Annotated in this window: 12 protein-coding genes; 8 read left to right on the forward strand and 4 right to left on the reverse strand. The window is 62.0% G+C overall.

All coding sequences use genetic code 11. The annotated features are described in order from the left end of the window. Positions 1-12 precede the first annotated feature (12 nt). The 4 genes from V1289_RS29360 (at position 13) to V1289_RS29375 (ending at position 4533) form a co-directional block, all read left to right on the forward strand. Positions 13-489, forward strand: coding sequence for a MaoC family dehydratase (locus V1289_RS29360; RefSeq protein WP_083641600.1), 477 nt, complete (start codon positions 13-15; stop codon positions 487-489). Further along, positions 486-2189, forward strand: a complete 1704-nt coding sequence (locus tag V1289_RS29365; protein WP_334401089.1) for an alpha/beta fold hydrolase — start codon at positions 486-488, stop codon at positions 2187-2189. The genes V1289_RS29360 and V1289_RS29365 overlap by 4 nt, the downstream gene beginning before the upstream one ends. After that, positions 2182-3135: a poly(3-hydroxyalkanoate) depolymerase gene (phaZ, locus tag V1289_RS29370; RefSeq protein WP_334401091.1), complete on the forward strand. Its 954-nt coding sequence runs from the start codon at positions 2182-2184 to the stop codon at positions 3133-3135. The genes V1289_RS29365 and phaZ overlap by 8 nt, the downstream gene beginning before the upstream one ends. Positions 3136-3315: 180 nt before the next feature. Continuing rightward, a complete protein-coding gene (locus V1289_RS29375) occupies positions 3316-4533 on the forward strand; it encodes an acyl-CoA dehydrogenase family protein (RefSeq protein WP_334401092.1) in 1218 nt (405 codons plus the stop codon). A gap of 471 nt (positions 4534-5004) precedes the next feature. Here the strand turns inward: V1289_RS29375 and V1289_RS29380 are convergent, their stop codons facing one another. Then, positions 5005-5880, reverse strand: a complete 876-nt coding sequence (locus V1289_RS29380; protein WP_442896086.1) for a LysR family transcriptional regulator — start codon at positions 5878-5880, stop codon at positions 5005-5007. A 119-nt stretch (positions 5881-5999) separates the two neighbouring features. Between V1289_RS29380 and V1289_RS29385 the strand changes: the two genes are divergently transcribed. Continuing rightward, positions 6000-7421 carry an aldehyde dehydrogenase family protein gene (locus tag V1289_RS29385; RefSeq protein WP_334401096.1) on the forward strand — a complete coding sequence of 474 codons (1422 nt, stop codon included), beginning with the start codon at positions 6000-6002 and terminating at the stop codon, positions 7419-7421. A 165-nt stretch (positions 7422-7586) separates the two neighbouring features. Further along, entirely contained in the window at positions 7587-8489 is a 903-nt protein-coding gene (locus V1289_RS29390; protein WP_334401098.1) for a helix-turn-helix domain-containing protein, read from the forward strand. A gap of 161 nt (positions 8490-8650) precedes the next feature. Here V1289_RS29390 and V1289_RS29395 read toward each other — a convergent pair whose 3' ends face one another. Beyond that, entirely contained in the window at positions 8651-10054 is a 1404-nt protein-coding gene (locus tag V1289_RS29395) for an FAD-binding oxidoreductase (RefSeq protein WP_334401100.1), read from the reverse strand. A gap of 442 nt (positions 10055-10496) precedes the next feature. Between V1289_RS29395 and V1289_RS29400 the strand changes: the two genes are divergently transcribed. Beyond that, positions 10497-11420 (forward strand): helix-turn-helix transcriptional regulator, encoded by a 924-nt coding sequence (locus tag V1289_RS29400; RefSeq protein ID WP_334401101.1) that lies wholly within the window; start codon positions 10497-10499, stop codon positions 11418-11420. Positions 11421-11678: 258 nt separating this feature from the next. On the opposite strand, the gene V1289_RS29405 is transcribed toward V1289_RS29400, so the two are convergent. Beyond that, entirely contained in the window at positions 11679-13328 is a 1650-nt protein-coding gene (locus tag V1289_RS29405; RefSeq protein ID WP_334401102.1) for an NAD-dependent malic enzyme, read from the reverse strand. Between the two features lie 361 nt (positions 13329-13689). Here V1289_RS29405 and V1289_RS29410 point away from each other — a divergent pair, with 361 nt between their 5' ends. Then, positions 13690-14997 carry an ABC transporter substrate-binding protein gene (locus tag V1289_RS29410; RefSeq protein WP_334401104.1) on the forward strand — a complete coding sequence of 436 codons (1308 nt, stop codon included), beginning with the start codon at positions 13690-13692 and terminating at the stop codon, positions 14995-14997. Between the two features lie 199 nt (positions 14998-15196). Here V1289_RS29410 and V1289_RS29415 read toward each other — a convergent pair whose 3' ends face one another. After that, a complete protein-coding gene (locus V1289_RS29415) occupies positions 15197-16366 on the reverse strand; it encodes a Gfo/Idh/MocA family protein (RefSeq protein WP_334401106.1) in 1170 nt (389 codons plus the stop codon). Positions 16367-16501: the final 135 nt, after the last annotated feature.

Below are 16501 nucleotides of genomic sequence, written 5' to 3' on the forward strand. Positions count from 1 at the left end.
GAGGAGGAAAGCATGAGCAGCCTCACCCTTGCCGGTCTAGGCCAAAAAGTTGGGCATGAACTCGGCGTCTCTGGTTGGGTTAAGATCGACCAGGCGCGTATCGACGCGTTTGCGTCCTGCACCGGCGATCACCAATGGATTCACGTGGACGTCGAGAGGTCGAAGCAGGAAAGTCCGTTCCGCAGTCCCATCGCCCACGGCTATCTGACGCTCGCGATGGTGGCCCCGCTGGCGATGGAGATCGGTGTCGTCCCGACTGATGCCGCCGCCGGGCTGAATTACGGAATCGACAAGGTTCGCTTTCTGGCTCCCGTCCCGGCCGGGGCGCGAGTCAGGCTGCGCGTTGTTCTCGCCGGGCTCGAGCCGAGAGAAGGCGGGCAGGTGATCATGAAGACCCAGAACACGCTGGAAGTAGAGGGATCGGAGAAGCCAGCTTTGGTGGCCGAGACGCTGGCGCTTCTGCTTCCCGCAGCGGGAGCGCGGCAATGAACACGGAAAATCGCGAGCAAACTCCCCCAATGGAGGGGATCTCCGAGGAAGCATCCCGAAATACGCTGGCACTCAATCCCCTGGTTGGCATCCGGGGGCAGGATTTCGTCGACGGCGCCGGCACCCTGTTCAAGGCTATCGTCAACGAGCCGAAGGTCGCCGCCGAGCAATGGCTCTCTTTCCTGAGCGAACTCGGCTCCATCGTCGCCGGCAAGTCCGAGCGTGCGCCGAAGGCGGGCGACCGGCGATTTTCCGATGCCACCTGGAAGCAGAGTTCGCTGCACAGCGGGATGCTCAAGGCCTATCTTGCCTGGGGCGATGCAGTCAGCGGCTTTGTCGACAAGACGAGCCTGAGCAACATCGACAAGGCGCGGGCGCATCTGGTCACGGAAATCCTGATAGATGCGGTCGCGCCCACCAATGCAATGCTGACCAATCCGGCGGCGATGCGCAATTTCGTGGATACCGGCGGCCGCAGCGTCTGGCAGGGGTTGAAGAACTACCTCGATGACCTCACCAAGAACGGCGGCATGCCGTCAATGGTCGATCAGAGTGCGTTCAAGGTCGGTGAGAATCTGGCGACAACGAAGGGTGGCGTGGTCTTCCGCAACGAATTGCTGGAGTTGATACAGTATTCGCCGACGACGCCGAAGGTGAGAAAGCGGCCGCTGCTCGTCACCCCGCCGCAGATCAACAAATACTACGCGTTGGATCTGTCGCCCGACAAAAGCATGGTGCGCTTCCTGGTCGACAGCGGCATTCAGGTGTTCTGCATCAGCTGGCGCAATCCGACAACCGCGCATCGTGAATGGGGCCTCGATACCTATGTCGCAGCGCTTGACGAAGCTGTCGATGTCGCGCGGGACGTGACCGGCAGCGACGATATCTCGATGATGGGATCCTGTTCCGGGGGTATCACCTCGACGGCGTATTTCGCGACGCTTGGAAGCGCGGGGCAACAGAAGATCAGGAATATGGTGCTCGCGGTCTGCCTGCTCGATCCGAACACCGCCGACGAGAGCGCATTCGGCTGCCTGATGACGCCGGAGACGATGCGCGCGGCCAAGGAAACCTCCCGGCTGCGCGGCATGGTCGACGGCCACGAACTGGCACGAATGTTCGCCTGGATGAGGCCGAACGACCTGATCTGGAATTACTGGGTCAACAACTACCTGCTCGGCAACCAGCCGCCGGCCTTCGATATCCTGTACTGGAATGCCGACACAACCCGACTTCCAGCCGGCCTGCATGGCGATTACCTGGATCTCTATTTCACCAACCCGTTCGTCAACGCCGGAAAGCTCACGCTGAACGGCAAGACGATCGACATGAGCAGAACCAGGGTCGACAGTTACGTGATCGCCGGCGTGACCGACCACATCACGCCCTGGAAGGGTGTGCACAAGACCGCCCAGATCATGGGCGAGGGGACCACCTTCGTGCTTTCGAACAGCGGCCACCTCCAGAGCCTCCTCAACCCGCCAACCAATCCGAAGGCCTCCTTCATGATCGGAACGGTCCATCGATCCGGTCCAGACGCATTCATGGCCTCGGCCGAGAAGCGTAAGGGAAGCTGGTGGCTCGACTGGCGCGATTGGCTGCACGCACGATCGGGCGAAGAGGTCGCGGCAGCCGCGTCGCTGGGTAGCGAACGCCATCCGGTCCTTGCGGCAGCTCCGGGGACTTACGTCTTTGACTAACGATCCTGCAGGAGGGAACCGAAGCGCGACGCCGGAGATCGAGGCGCGGCAAATCGCGGTCGAGGGGCAGTTGCTCCAGGTTGCCATCAGGCACGGCAGCGGCCAGCAGCCGCCGCTGTTGCTGTTCAACGGGATCGGCGCCAATTGGGAGTTGGCGAAGCCGTTCCTTGAAGCACTTACGAGCACGACGGCAATCATCTTTGACGTGCCCGGCGTCGGCGGTTCACCCAGGCCGCTCCTTCCGTATCGCCCATCAACGCTGGCGCGGCTTGCCGCGGGCCTCGTTGCAGAGCTCGGCTACGCAGAGATCGACGTCGCCGGCGTCTCCTGGGGCGGCGGAATCGCGCAGCAGTTCGCGCATCAATATCCAAAGCTGTGCCGGCGGTTGGTGCTCGCTGCGACGGCGCCCGGTTTCACGATGGTGCCGGCAAGCCCCTCCGTGTTGTGGAAAATGGCTACGCCGCGCCGCTACACCGACAAGGACTACATGAACAGGATAGCGGCGGATATTTACGGGGGAGCCTTTCGTAACGACCCATCCCTGATCGGCCGGCACGCGGTCGCGATGCACGGTGCGCGAAGCCTGGGCTATCTGTATCAGCTTCTCGCGATGAGCGGCTGGACCAGTCTGCCGTGGCTGTGGTCGCTGCCGCAGCCGACGCTCGTTCTGATGGGCCGCGACGATCCACTGGTCCCTCCGGTCAATGGTCACATTCTAGCGGGCCTGATCCCGAATGCCGAGCTCCGGATGATCGAGGACGGGCACCTGTTCATCGTGACGCGGCCGGTGGAAACCGCCGCCCTGATCGAGGCATTTCTGGCCGACGCGAGCAAGCACGTCGATCCATCATCTCCACTTTCGCGATTGGCTGGTTGGGTCAGAGACCTCATTCCGACATTCGGAGGACGCCGCGATGTCCAAACGCAGCGGGAAGGGAGGAAATGATGACAGACACGACGTTGTATATCGAGAACCGCATGAAAGAGGCTCTTGAGGGGATACGCGCCAGCATTGCTCGAAACGAGCCGACCTGAACCAGGAGGATCTCCGGCAAAGCGACAAGCCAGCTTTGCTGGGAGCCAGCAAACGCAGGCAGGCCTCACCACTCAGCGCAGGGAGAAACCGATGGCGACTCAGCAGGCAAAATCAATCGGGAAGACGGACTACGCTCCGCCTCCAATCGAAGGTGATTTCTACAGGATAGCCGCCGTACTGAACGAGAGCGAGCGGGCGCTGCTCAAAAATGTTCGCGAGTTCACGGAAGGCGTCGTCGCGCCGGTGATCGAGGATTATTGGAGCCGCGATGCATTTCCCTTCGAGATCATCCCGAAGATGGCCGAGGTCGGTATCGGAGGGGTGGGCTATCAGGGATATGGCGCCGCCGGCGGCAGCTGGCTGCTGAACGGCCTTGTCGCGATGGAGTTGGCGCGTGTCGATGCGTCGGTCGCGACGTTCTGGGGCGTGCACACGGGCCTTTCGGCCGGATCGATCTATCTGTGCGGCGACGAGCCGCAGAAGCAACGCTGGCTGCCGCCCATGATGCGCTTCGACAAGATCGGCTCGTTCGGCCTGACCGAGCCGCTAGTGGGCTCGGCGACATCAGGCGGAATGATGACGACATGCCGCCGCGAAGGCGACAGCTGGATCCTCAACGGCCAGAAGAAATGGATCGGAAATGCCACGTTCGCCGACATCAACGTGATCTGGGCGCGAGAGGAAGGCTCGAACCAGGTCAAGGGCTTTGTTGTGGGAAAGGACAATCCCGGCTTCTCGGTCGAGAAGATCAAGACCAAGATGGCATTGCGGGTCGTGCAGAACGGGTTGATCACCCTGAACGACTGCCGCGTTCCCGAGGCCGACCGCCTGCAGAACGCCAACTCGTTCAAGGACACCGCCAAGGTTCTCAGGATGACGCGCACCGGCGTGGCGTGGTTCGCCGTAGGCTGCCAGATGGGAGCATACGAGCATGCGCTCCGCTATGCGACGGAGCGGACGCAATTCGGAAGGCCTATCGGCGGCTTCCAACTCGTTCAGGACCTGCTGGTGAGGATGCTCGGCAACGTCACCTCGACCCAGGCGATGATGCTGCGTCTCGCCCAGCTTCAGGACGAAGGCGTGATGCGCGACGAGCATGCGTCGCTCGCGAAAGCGTTCTGCACGGTCAAATGCCGAGAAACCGTCGGCTATGCGCGCGAGTTGCTCGGCGGCAACGGCATCCTGCTTGAGAACCACATCGGACGCTTCGTGGCCGATGCCGAAGCAATCTACTCCTATGAGGGCACAAGGGAGATGAACACGCTGATCGTCGGCAAGTCCATTACGGGATTGAGTGCCTTCGTATGACGCCAGGCATTGGCCCGATCCACCGACCGAACCGCCCTTTTCTTTGGACGTCACCGCGTATCGAGGTCCGTCGGCGATGTCTCGCTCTGTCGATCCGGCGAATTGCAACCGCGCCGTTACGCCAAATTCCCTCTAACGATTGCTCTGATAAGTCTTCAGGACGATCAGTTCCCCCGTTCGGCTCTGATGACGGTGGGCTTAAGGGAAGTGATGAGAAAATGCGTCATGGTCTCACCCAATGCCATTCCTGATTGCCGCTTCTGGCGCGAAGCGGTCATTCGCAAACTATCGACGTCGGCCAAGTGCCATGAGCAGATGATTTAGCCCTCTCAGGGCGCTCGGCGTACGGTCACGATACCCATCAATGCAAGGCAAGTTTTGGTGACTGATTAGACAGTCATGTGTATGCCGATCGCATGGGTTTCCTCTGACGGTGAGATGTCGCCCGAAGATTCTTATGTACGATTCTGGCTACTTCTCGCGCGACTCCCGGCTCCTGATCTCCTTCACGAGGTCGATGAGGGCGCGTAGCGGCGCCGGAACGTGCCGTCGTCCCGGATAATAGAGGCATACGCCGTCGAAAGGCTCTGTCCACTCGTCGAGAACACGAACTAAACGGTTCCTTTTGATGTCCGGATGCACTTGCAGCAGGTTTAGATACGCAAGGCCCAAGCCGGCCATCGCCGCCTTTTGCACCAGGGCTGGTTCGTCCAATGTCAGGACCCCGTTTACGTCGACGAGAAATCGCTCGCCTCGCTTTTCGAACTCCCATCTGAAAATGGACCCGCTGGGGAGGCGCCTTTGAATGCAACGATGATCCTTCAGGTCGGCCGGAGACTTCGGTTTGGGGTACTTCCGAAAATATGCTGTCGACCCTACGACCGCGAAGCTCTGCCGCGGGCCGATGGGTATCGCAACCATGTCCTTTGGCACGCTTTCAGCAAGCCGGACGCCGGCATCAAATCCCTCGTCCACGACGTCGACGAAGCGTCCGTCGGTTGCGAGATCAAGGGTAACTGCGGGATACCGCCGAACATACTCCTCGAAGATGGGCCACATCTGATGCGCGGCTGCGACGGAAGCGTTGATCCGCAGCGCGCCTGACGGCGTAGCTTGGCGGCTAGTCGCTGCCATGACCGCATGCTCGATTTGCTTGAGTGCGGGCGAGACGCTGGCGACGAACTGCTCGCCGGCCTCGGTAAGCGATACGCTGCGTGTGGTTCGGTTGAATAGCCGCACGCCGATCCGCCGCTCGAGGGTGGACACTGCATGGCTCAGTGCGGAGCGAGACATCCCGAGCTCGTCGGCCGCTGCGCGAAAATTGCGCTGCCGCGCGACAGCCAGCACCGCAGTGAGTTCGGCTAACCCGGGTTTCATTGTTCGATTTCCTGCACCACGTCATCCTGAAATGGATCGGTTATGCGGTCAATCCGGGAGCGCTATGTGTCGGACGAAAGGAATCCGGAATGCGCAAGATCGAACGAGTCTACGTCGGCGGAAAACGAGTGGTGCCCCACGGCACGGAGCTCTTCCATCTGTACAACCCGTCTGAGGAGAAAATCATAGGCCAGGTCCGGTTGGCGGACGAGCAGGACGCTCGGGCGGCTATCGCTGCCGCAAAGGCGGCCCAGGCCCCGCTTTCTCGTACGTCGAAGGCCGAGCGTATCGACATGCTCAGGCAGTTGCATGCGGAAATCGAACGCCGACATAAGGCGATCATGCTGGCCTCGATGCTGGAGTATGGCGCTCCCGCAAAGCGCGCCGAGGCCGCCGCCCGCCACGCGACGCAGTCGCTCGCCGATGCCATCGAGATTCTCAAATCCTACGAATTTGAACGGAAAGCCGGCACCGCGGACGTCGTCATGAGACCGATCGGGGTGGCCGGCCTCATCACGCCCTGGAACAGCAACGCGGGCTTCATCTGCTCGAAAGTTGCCTACGCGCTGGCTGCCGGGTGCGCTTCGATCGTGAAGCCCAGCGAGATGAGCGCCTTCCAGACCGATGTCGTCATCGACGCTTTCCTTGCGGCAGGACTGCCGCCCGGCGTCGTCAACATCCTTACAGGTCGCGGCGAAACGGTCGGCACCGTGCTCACCTCGCATCCCGACGTCGCCAAGATCTCGTTCACCGGCTCGACCGCTGTCGGAAAGCAGATCCTGCGCGCTGGGGCCGAGACCTGCAAGCGCGTCACCCTGGAGCTGGGGGGCAAGTCGCCGACGATCATTCTCGACGACGCCAATCTCGAGAAGGCCATTCCCATGGCCATCGCCGCCGGCTTCATAAACAGCGGCCAGGCGTGCCTTGCCGGCACGCGCATCCTGGTGCCGCGCAGCATTCAGCCGGCGGCGGAAGAGCTGATCCGGCGCACGGTGGAGGCCACGAGGGTCGGTCGTCCCGACGATGCGGACGCGGTCATCGGGCCGATGGTCAGCCAGAAACAGTGGGAGCGCGTACAGCGCTACATCCGCACCGGCGTCGCGGCAGGCGCTCGTCTCCTTACCGGTGGCGAGGGCCGTCCCAAAGACCTGCCGCGCGGCTGGTTTGTCCGTCCCACCGTCTTCACTGACGTTCGCAACGACATGCAGATCGCTCAGGAAGAGATCTTCGGGCCAGTCCTGTCCGTTCTGCCATACGACAATGAGGAGGAGGCGATCTCGATCGCGAACGATACGACCTATGGTCTCCAGGGTTACGTGTTCTCCGCCGACACGCAGCGGGCGTTGCGCGTCGCTGAGGAAATTGAAGCCGGCAGGATACAGGTGAATACGCTCACTCACGAACCGCTTGCGCCCTTCGGAGGCGTCAAGCAGTCCGGGATCGGCCGTGAGAATGGTGTCTACGGACTCGAAGCATTCCTCGAGCCGAAAGCCATCCTGACCGCGATCTGATTGGGAAAGGCAACTCGCAGCTAGAAGATCAGGCCAAACACCGAACTCATCCGACTTTATCGCTGCGGTAACAATCTGCTCCATTCTGCGAGTTGTTACCCGCGTCAAAATGATCTTGTGCAGGAGAGAAAACTTACACCTACACCTCAGCGGAGGCGAATAGCCATGACCGACGCTTTTGGAAAACGACTAGGCGAGCGATTTCAGGTCGAAAACGCACCCGCGATCTTTACCCGAACATTGCGTAAAGCTGACATTGCCGTCACGGAGGTTCGATGTGACAATCCGCTTCCGGAAATGAGCGGCTCGCTGCGGCTGGAAGATGCTTTTCTCATCGGTTTGCAACTCCGCGATCGTTCAAGTTGCAAATATTGGGAGGATGGCCAACAAGCTCCGATGTGCGACTTGCGGGCCGGGGAGTTCACTTTGTCGGACCTGAAACGAGAACCCAGAAGACTCCTCGACAAGCCCTATCACGCTCTGGCGTTCTATCTACCGCGTGCGGCGCTGGACGCGATCGCCGACGATACCAATGCGCCGCGAATTCGCGACCTGAGCTATAAGCCCGGAGCGGGCGTCAACGACGTCGTGATTTCCAGATTGGGGAACTTGCTGCTCCCCGCCCTCAGCCATCCCGATCAAGCCAATCCGTTCTTTGTCGACCATGTCCTCATGGCGTTTGGGGTGCATATCGCTCAGACCTACGGAGGCATGCGGCCGGATTCGCTGCCGATGCGAGGCGCGCTCGCGCCGTGGCAGGAGCGACGGGCAAAAGAACTTCTTCGCGCCAACCTTCAGGGCGCGCCGCTAAAGCAGGTGGCGCGGGAGTGCGGCCTGTCGGTGGGTCATTTCTCGCGCGCCTTCCGCCGCACACTGGGAGTGGCGCCGCATAACTGGCTGATTGGGCAGCGAATCGTGCTGTCCAAGGAAAGGCTGCGCGATGACCGGCTGTCGCTCACAGACATCGCTGCGGAGTGCGGCTTTTGCGATCAAAGCCATTTCACTCATCACTTCACCCGAATTGTCGGCGTGAGTCCAGGCGCATGGCGCCGAGCGCTCAAGGGATAGCAAGCGAGCAGAGCTTCCGTCGGACTCGCAGACTACAGAATCGCGTTCGCCGGCGACTTTTGTCCAAACCCCGTATTTGTGGCCAACCGATCGGCCTCGAACTCACGACGCGGCGAGGGTTCTTCGCAGGCGGGCAATCGCGCCGGGTAAACCGCGCACCTTCATGATCCGGCCCGTGATGTCGTGGCGACCGGCTTGATGTTCTGGTTGACCCGGAACACGTTGGCAGCATCATATTTGCTCTTCACAGCGGCCAGCCGGGCATAGTTTCCCCCGTAGGTCGCCTTGAGCCGGGCGTCGCCCTCATCGTCCATCATGAAATTCGGATAGGCGCCGCCGAGGTCGAACGGATGCACCGCCTCCCAATAGGCTTTTGTCCATCGTGTGACCGGCCCCGCCTTCTGCGGGTTCGGGTCGATACCGGCGATCACCATCGACCAGGTCGCGTCGCGGCAATTCCAGGCGGTGTCGCCGCTGCCGACGCGATGGACGGCGCCGTCGATCGGGTAGAGATGCATCAGCGACAATTCGCTCGGCGTTTTTGCCGCCTGTTCGAGATGGGCATCGATCGCTGTGTCCGAGAGAGTCTTGACGAAGTCGCCCCGCCAATACCACTGCATTCCCTTCGGGTAGAGCCCATCGAACATGCTCTGCACGGCCGGATACGGCATCGTTCCCATCCAGTTGAACCATGGCGCCGGCAGCGCGTCGATTAGCGGCGCCAAGGCCTTCTTGCCGTTGTCCTCGGCGCCGTCGTAACAGCACATCAGCAGGCAGATGCGCTTGCCCCACAATTCTTGCGGAAACGGTGCGCTCGACAGGACCGTCTTGAGCCCGAGGAAAATGCCGAGTTCCTCCGGTGCTTTCGGCAGGAAATCGCGATAATGCTGCATGATGGTGCGCGCGTGCTTCTGGTCCCAGGCGATCGGTCCGGCAAACACCGTGCTCACCGGATGCAGCCGGAACACAAAGGAGGTGACGACGCCGAAATTGCCGCCGCCGCCGCGCAGCGCCCAGAACAGATCGGCGTTGTTGTCCTTGCTGGCGACGACGAAGCTGCCATCGGCCAGCACGACGTCGGCCTCGATCAGATTGTCGATGGTCAGGCCGTATTTGCGGGTGAGATAACCGTGGCCGCCGCTCAAGGTGAGGCCGGCGACGCCGGTGGTCGAGATAATGCCGGCCGGCACGGCGAGGCCGAACGCGTGGGTGGCGTGGTCGACGTCGCCCTGGGTACACCCGGCGCCGACCCGCGCGGTGCGGGCAACCGGGTCGACGCGCACGCCCTTGATGTCCGACAGGTCGATGACCAGGCCATCATCGACGCTGGCGAGCCCTGGCCCATTGTGACCGCCGCCGCGTATCGCGATGCAGAGGCCGTTGTCGCGGCCGAAATTCACCGCCGCGATCACGTCGGCGACATCGACACAGCGGGCGATCAGCAACGGGTGCTTGTCGATCATGCCGTTATAGAGCGCACGGGCTTCATCATAATTGGCCGCGCCGCGCTCGATGACCGAGCCGCGCAGGCTCTCACGCAATTTGATCTTGGCTTCGTCGCGCATGATGTTCTCCTTTTTCACGGACCAGTTGGGCTGTCCGACGGGGCCATCGTGCTCCAGTCGTGCGGGAGGTCGGCCTGCCAGTTGTGGTTGCCGCTGCGGTCACCCGACGGGCCGTAATTTACCGGACCGGATCAGTCGCCGCGTCACCCGATCGATGGAGACGCCGGCTGTGCGGGCTCCCGGGACGTGTTACGGTCCCGGGAGGGCAGGGCTGGCTGGAGCCATCTGCATGCGTGAAGCGGACGAGCTTTCGTAGGTCATCGGCGACGTCTACGATGCGTCGCTCGATCCGGGGCTGTGGCCGAGTGCCATCGAAAGCATCTGCGGCTATGTCGGCGCCGCCTCGGCCAGCCTGCATTCGCAGGACTCGATCAGCAGGGCTATCGATGCGCTGTTCTGGTGGGGCCGCGAGTCCAGCGCGCCTCACTATTTCGATCTCTATTTGCAGAAGTACGGCAAGATAAATCCGATCTTTCCCGGGGTCGTCTTTTTTGACGTCGAGATGCCGGTTGCGGTTCCCGACGTGCTTTCGTGCGAGGAGTTCGTTCGGACGCGCTTCTTTCGCGAATGGCTTGCGCCACAGAGCCTGATGGACGGCCTGTTTTCAAACCTGGAAAAGGGTACAACAAGCTGTGCGCTGTTTACCGCGATGCGCCACGCCAAGCAGGGGCAGGTCGACGATCGCATGCGCCGGCGATTTGAGCTGATTACACCGCATGTTCGGCGCGCCATGCTGATCGGCAAGGTGATCGATCTGCATCGCGTCGAGGCAGCCGCGCTGGCTGACAGTCTCGATGAACTCGCCTCCGGCATGTTTATCGTGGACTTGAGCGGGCGCATCATTCACGCCAATGCCAGCGCGCATCGCCTGATCGCCGAAGCAAACGTGCTGCGCGCCACCAATGGCCGGATCGGAGCGCTTGATCCGGAGGGTAACCGGAATCTGCTGGACATATTCGCGGCGGCCCAGGCGGGCGACGCCGCCGTCGGAAAAAGGGGCATCGCCTTGCCGCTGAAGGCGCGCACCGGCGAGCGCTATGTCGCTCACATATTGCCCCTGACCTCGGGAGCGCGCCGCAAGGCTGGCGTTTCCTACGCGGCTACGGCGGCGATGTTCGTCCGCAAGGCAGCGCTGGATTTGCCGTCACCGCCCGAGGCGGTCGCCGACGAGTTCAAGCTGACGCCAGCGGAGGTGCGGGTCATGTTTGCCATCGTCGAGATCGGCGGAGTGCCTGAAGTCGCGCCGGTGCTGGGCATCTCGGACCAGACCGTCAAAACTCATTTGCATCGCATCTATGAAAAGACCGCCACAAAACGGCAAGCCGATCTGGTGAAGTTGGTCGCGAGCTATTCGGGCAGGCTTTGATTTGCCCTCCAGATTCGTTGCTCGCAGGTCCTTTTGCGGATCATTTCCGGACCCGGAAGCGCGCAACCATTATGTCCGATTACTTCTTGGGAACGTCCCCTGCTGGCAAAGCGGACATTCAGCGCGTAGAGCGGATTGAGCCCAACGGGTCCGCGCAAGGCGCGGCCCGATGACAGACTCCGGCGTATCCGCCAACACGGCGTCTTGGCGGCGGATTACGCTGACGCCAATCCGCCCTACTGAATCCGCCTTCTGCGCTCAATAATGCGGGTCGTACATTTGCGACTCGATGAACGCCATCATGTCGTTCGGCTTTGGCACGGTTGCAAGGCCGCGCCTGTAGGCGACCTCGGCAACCGCCATCGCGATGTGTGCCGAGACGTCGCGGATCCGCGGCAGCGCCGGATACAGGCTGCCCTGTTCGATGTCGTCGGGGTTGACGAGGTAGGCCAGCGTGTGCGCGGCAGCCATGAACATCTCATCGGTCACCAGCCGTGATCCGCACGCGATCGCACCGAGACCGACGCCGGGGAAGATGTAGGAATTGTTGCCCTGGCGCGGCACGAACGTCTTGCCGCCGAGTTGCACCGGATCGTACGGGCTGCCGCACGCGAACAGCGCGCGCCCGCCGGTGTGGCGGTACGCCTCCTCGGCCGAGCATTCCGCCTTCGAGGTCGGATTGGAGAGCGCAAACACGATCGGTCGCGCGTTGATTTCGGCCATGGTCTGCAGCACCTCGGGCGTGAAGGCGCCGCCGACGGCGGCAACGCCGATGATCGCGGTGGGCCTGAGCGTCCGGATCGCGGTCAGGAAATCGCCGACCGGCGCGTGGTCATGCGCGTAGCGCAGTTTGTGCTCGGTGAGGCCCGCCCGGTTCTTCACGACCAGGCCGCGCGAGTCCACGAGCCAGGTGCGCCAAAGCGCCTCGGCTTCGGATACGCCTTCGGCCATCATGGCGGAGACCACGAGGTCGGCGATGCCGGTCGCAGCCTCGCCGGCGCCAAGGAACAGCACCCTCTGGTCGGCAAGCTTTCCGCCGCTCACGCGCAGCGCCGAGAACAGGCCCGCGAGCGCCACCGCGGCCGTTCCCTGAATGTCGTCGTTGAAGACATTTATCTTGTCGCGATATTTGTGCAGCAGCCGGAACGCCGAGTGATTGGCGAAATCCTCGAACTGGATCAGCACGCCTGGGAAAGCCGCGCGCGCCGCGGTGACGAATTCGTCGACGAACTCGTCGTAAGCCGCGCCGCTCAGGCGTTTCTGCCGCAGGCCGATATAATAGGGGTCGTTCAGAAATTCCTCGTTGTTGGTGCCGACATCCAGCATCACCGGCAGGCAGTGTTCCGGGTGAACGCCGGCGCAGGCCGAGTAAAGCGAGAGCTTGCCGACCGGAATGCCCATGCCGTGCGCGCCGAGGTCGCCGAGGCCGAGGATACGCTCGCCGTCGGTGACGACGATGAGCTTCGCCGCATATGGCCAGTTGGCGAAGAGTTCTGCGATCCGCCCGCGATCGTTGGCGCTGATGAACATGCCGCGCGGCCGCTGGAAGATGAGGCCGAACCGCTGGCAGGCCAGCCCCACCGTCGGGGTGTAGATCAGCGGCTGGATTTCATCGATGTTTTCGCAAACGACGCGGAAGAACAGCGCCTCGTTGCGATCGTGCAGCGCGTTGAGCGCGATGTACTTTTCGAGATCGCTGGGGAGGGCACGCAGGTTGGTCATTACGCGTGCGACTTGATCGTCCATCGAGAGCACGTGAGCGGGCAGCAGCCCGCGTAATCCAAGCGCATCCCGCTCCGCTTCCGTAAAAGCCGTCCCCTTGTTAAGCAGCGGATCGCGCAGAAGCGCCATGCCGCGAGGTGAATCGGAAGTCTGCGAACTGGGCATCGCCCGGGCTGGCACGTTCATGAGGTTTCCTCACTGGCAGTTTATTATCTTTTGGGATCCGCCGGTTAGGGCGGATGGCGTTCGATCGGGATCAAGCTGGCGAATGACCTCATCGTGCGCCGGCACCATTGGTACTCTTGCTCATTTAACCAGCCAACTCTTTTTCGCTGCGGCTTCGGCGGTCGCGATGCCGCCGTTGAATTTCACCGTGACCAATGTCCGCGGCGAAGTTCGGTTTGCGCCGCAACAGACCGGGCAAACGCGCTCGACACGCCGTTGTGATGAGACCGCGCGTGTTGACTTTGGGGCACATTCTCAAAATACTCGGGCCAAAATAACAACGGCCAGTCAGAAAACGACGGTTCAGTGGGGAGGATCTACAATGCCGACTTCACGCAGAACGCTGCTCAAGACTTCGGCGGCGGCTGCCGTCGTGAGCCTCGATTGGACGCGGGCGCGGGCGGAATCCGAAACGGTGCGCATCGGCGTGGTCTACGACCTGACCGGTCCGTTCGCCGCCGGCGGCTCGGTTGCCTCCTCGATCGGAACGCAGATTGCGATCGATCTTGTCAATGAGAAGGGCGGCATCGGCGGCAAGCACAAGATCGCCGCCGTCACCGCCGACTGCCAGAGCAAGCCCGACGTCGCGATCAACGAGGTCGAACGCCTGATCAACCAGGAGAAGGTCGACATCATCAACGGCGTTTATGCGAGTTCGCATGCGGTCCCGCTCGCGGCCAAGGTCGAGCAGCACAAGAAGATCCTCTGGATCACGACAGCGGTTGCGACCGCCGTGTTCAAGGACAAGAACCTGCAATACGTCTTCCGTGCGCAGATTCACTCCGATCAATACGGCCAGGCCTTTGCGGGCTTCCTCAGCGAACACGCCAAGGGCAAGCTCGGCATGGAGCCCAAGGACGTGAAGATCGCAATCATTCACGAAGACGGGCCCTATGGCGTCGGCGTTGCCGCGGCCGACGAGGCCTATTCGAAAGAGGCCGGCCTCCAGGTCGTGCTGAAGGAAGGTTATTCGGCGGCCGCGCCCGACCTCTCGGTGCTGGTGACCAAGCTGAAGCGCGCCAAACCCGACGTGATCTCGCATGCGGGATACAACCCCGACATCACCCTGTTCCTGCGCCAGGCGCGCGAGAGCGGCCTCAAGTTCAAGATGCTGTTCGGCGCCGGCGCCGGCTACAGCCAGCTCGACAAGCTGCGCACGACGTTCGCCGCCGACATCGATAATTTCTGCAACATCGATCCGGTGCCGGCGCAACTGCTCGATCCCGCCAAGCTCGCGCCCGGCATCGGCGACCTCACCAAGATCATGTTGGAGCGCTACAAGGCCAAGACAGGCGCAACCGACGTTCCGCCGCATTGTTCGATGGGTTTCAACCAGACCTGGGTGCTGCTCAACAACGTGCTGCCGGTGGCCAAGGACAAATACGGCAGCTTCGACCCCGAGGCGATCCGCAAGGCAGCGCTGGACGTCGACATCCCGCCGGGCGGCACGATTCAGGGCTATGGCGTCAAATTCTATCCGCCGGGCACGCCGATGTCCGGCCAGAACGAGCGCTCGACCCCGGTCGTGATGCAAAATGCCGGCGAACATATCTCGGTGGTCTGGCCGACCAATATCAGGACCCAGGACCCGGTATTCCCGCTGCCGAAATCGTCGATCTATGCCGTGTAGTCTATAGCATTTGGCTTCATCCTTCGAGACGCGGCGAAGACGCCGCTCCTCAGGATGAGGTCCGAGATAGCTTCACTGGCACTCAGGATGAGGTCTTAGTCCCTCATGGTGAGGAGCGCGGCAACGCCGCGCGTCTCGAACCACGAGGCCACGGAATGCGCCGTCATGATTCCACCCAAGCGCATCCTGCTCCAGCACCTCACAGCATCACGCGCCGGCCCTCTTCGGCGGCCCAATAGCCGGCGTAGTTGACCTTGATGGTCTCGAACGCCAGCGCGAGGTCGGAGAGCGGCTGCCTTCCGGTCGCGACGCATTCCATGAAATCCTGGATTTCCTGCAAGTACCCGCGGGTCCATTCTTCCTCGAGGCAGACATATTGCCAGCCGGTCTTGCGATCGACCTTTTCAGTGATGTAGACGCTGGCGAGCTTCTCCTCGCTGGTCTGGTAGCTCATCAGGTGCGTGTTCGGCGTGATGTTGGCGAACAGCGCGCCGCTATTGGTGTGGGTCTCGATCAGGTTGCGCACGCCGCCCAGGATCATGTCGCCGGAAAACACGGTCGCCTTGGTGCCGTCGGAGAAGGTGACGGTGAGCACGCCCCAGTCCTCGACGTCGACCGGATTGGCCTTGAGAACGGCGCGTTCGTCCGGGCGCAGGCACGCGGTGACATTGCCGACGTCGCAGCTCACGCTCAAAACGCCGATCGTCTCGCCGCGCGCCCTGGCCTCGACCTGCTTGAGATAAAGCACCGCCGAAAGCGGATGGCATCCCATCCGGATCAGCGAGCCGCCGCCGGTCATCGCCCATTGCGCGGCATGCGCCGCGTGCGAGCCGGAGTGGCTCTCTTCGCCCTTCATGAACAGGATCTTGTCCTTGGTGGCTTTGAGGATCTCCACGGTCTTGGTCACCGCCGGCGCGTAGATCCAGTCTTCGGCATACATGAACAGCTTGCCGGTGTTGCCGATGGCGGTGCGGACGCTTTCCATTTCTTCCAGCACGCGCGCGTACATCAGCGCCTTCGACACATGCTTGCCGATCGGCGCCTGGTCGCCGTCGCGCCCGAAATAGCCGGCGAACGGCTTTTCGCAGATCACATGCTTGCCGGCCTGCATGGCGTCGACGATCATCGCGGTATGCAGATTGGGTGGCGTGCAGATGTCGACGATATCGATATCGCCGTCGGCGATCAGGTCGCCAAAGCTGCGGTACGCGGTCGGGATCTGGTGCCGGCGGGCAAAATCGACGACATGATCGCCCCGCGCCGCGACCGCCCTGACTTCGACATCGACGCCGTAGACGCGCCTGTAGGCATGCATGTGCAGCTCCGCAACGAAGCCGCAGCCGGCCAGACCGACCCTGATTTTCGCCATTTTTCGGAAGCCTCCCCATTGTCGTTGGCCAAGAGCGCGCATGCGCGGCAATCGAAGCTGCCGGTGAGCGGATTTCTCGGTTGGTCTTGGCGACCATCCAACAGCAGTCCGCCTTGCGCTACAATAAGCCGGCAT

Origin of the sequence: Bradyrhizobium sp. AZCC 2289 (assembly GCF_036924615.1) — a bacterium.
Taxonomy (GTDB): domain Bacteria; phylum Pseudomonadota; class Alphaproteobacteria; order Rhizobiales; family Xanthobacteraceae; genus Bradyrhizobium.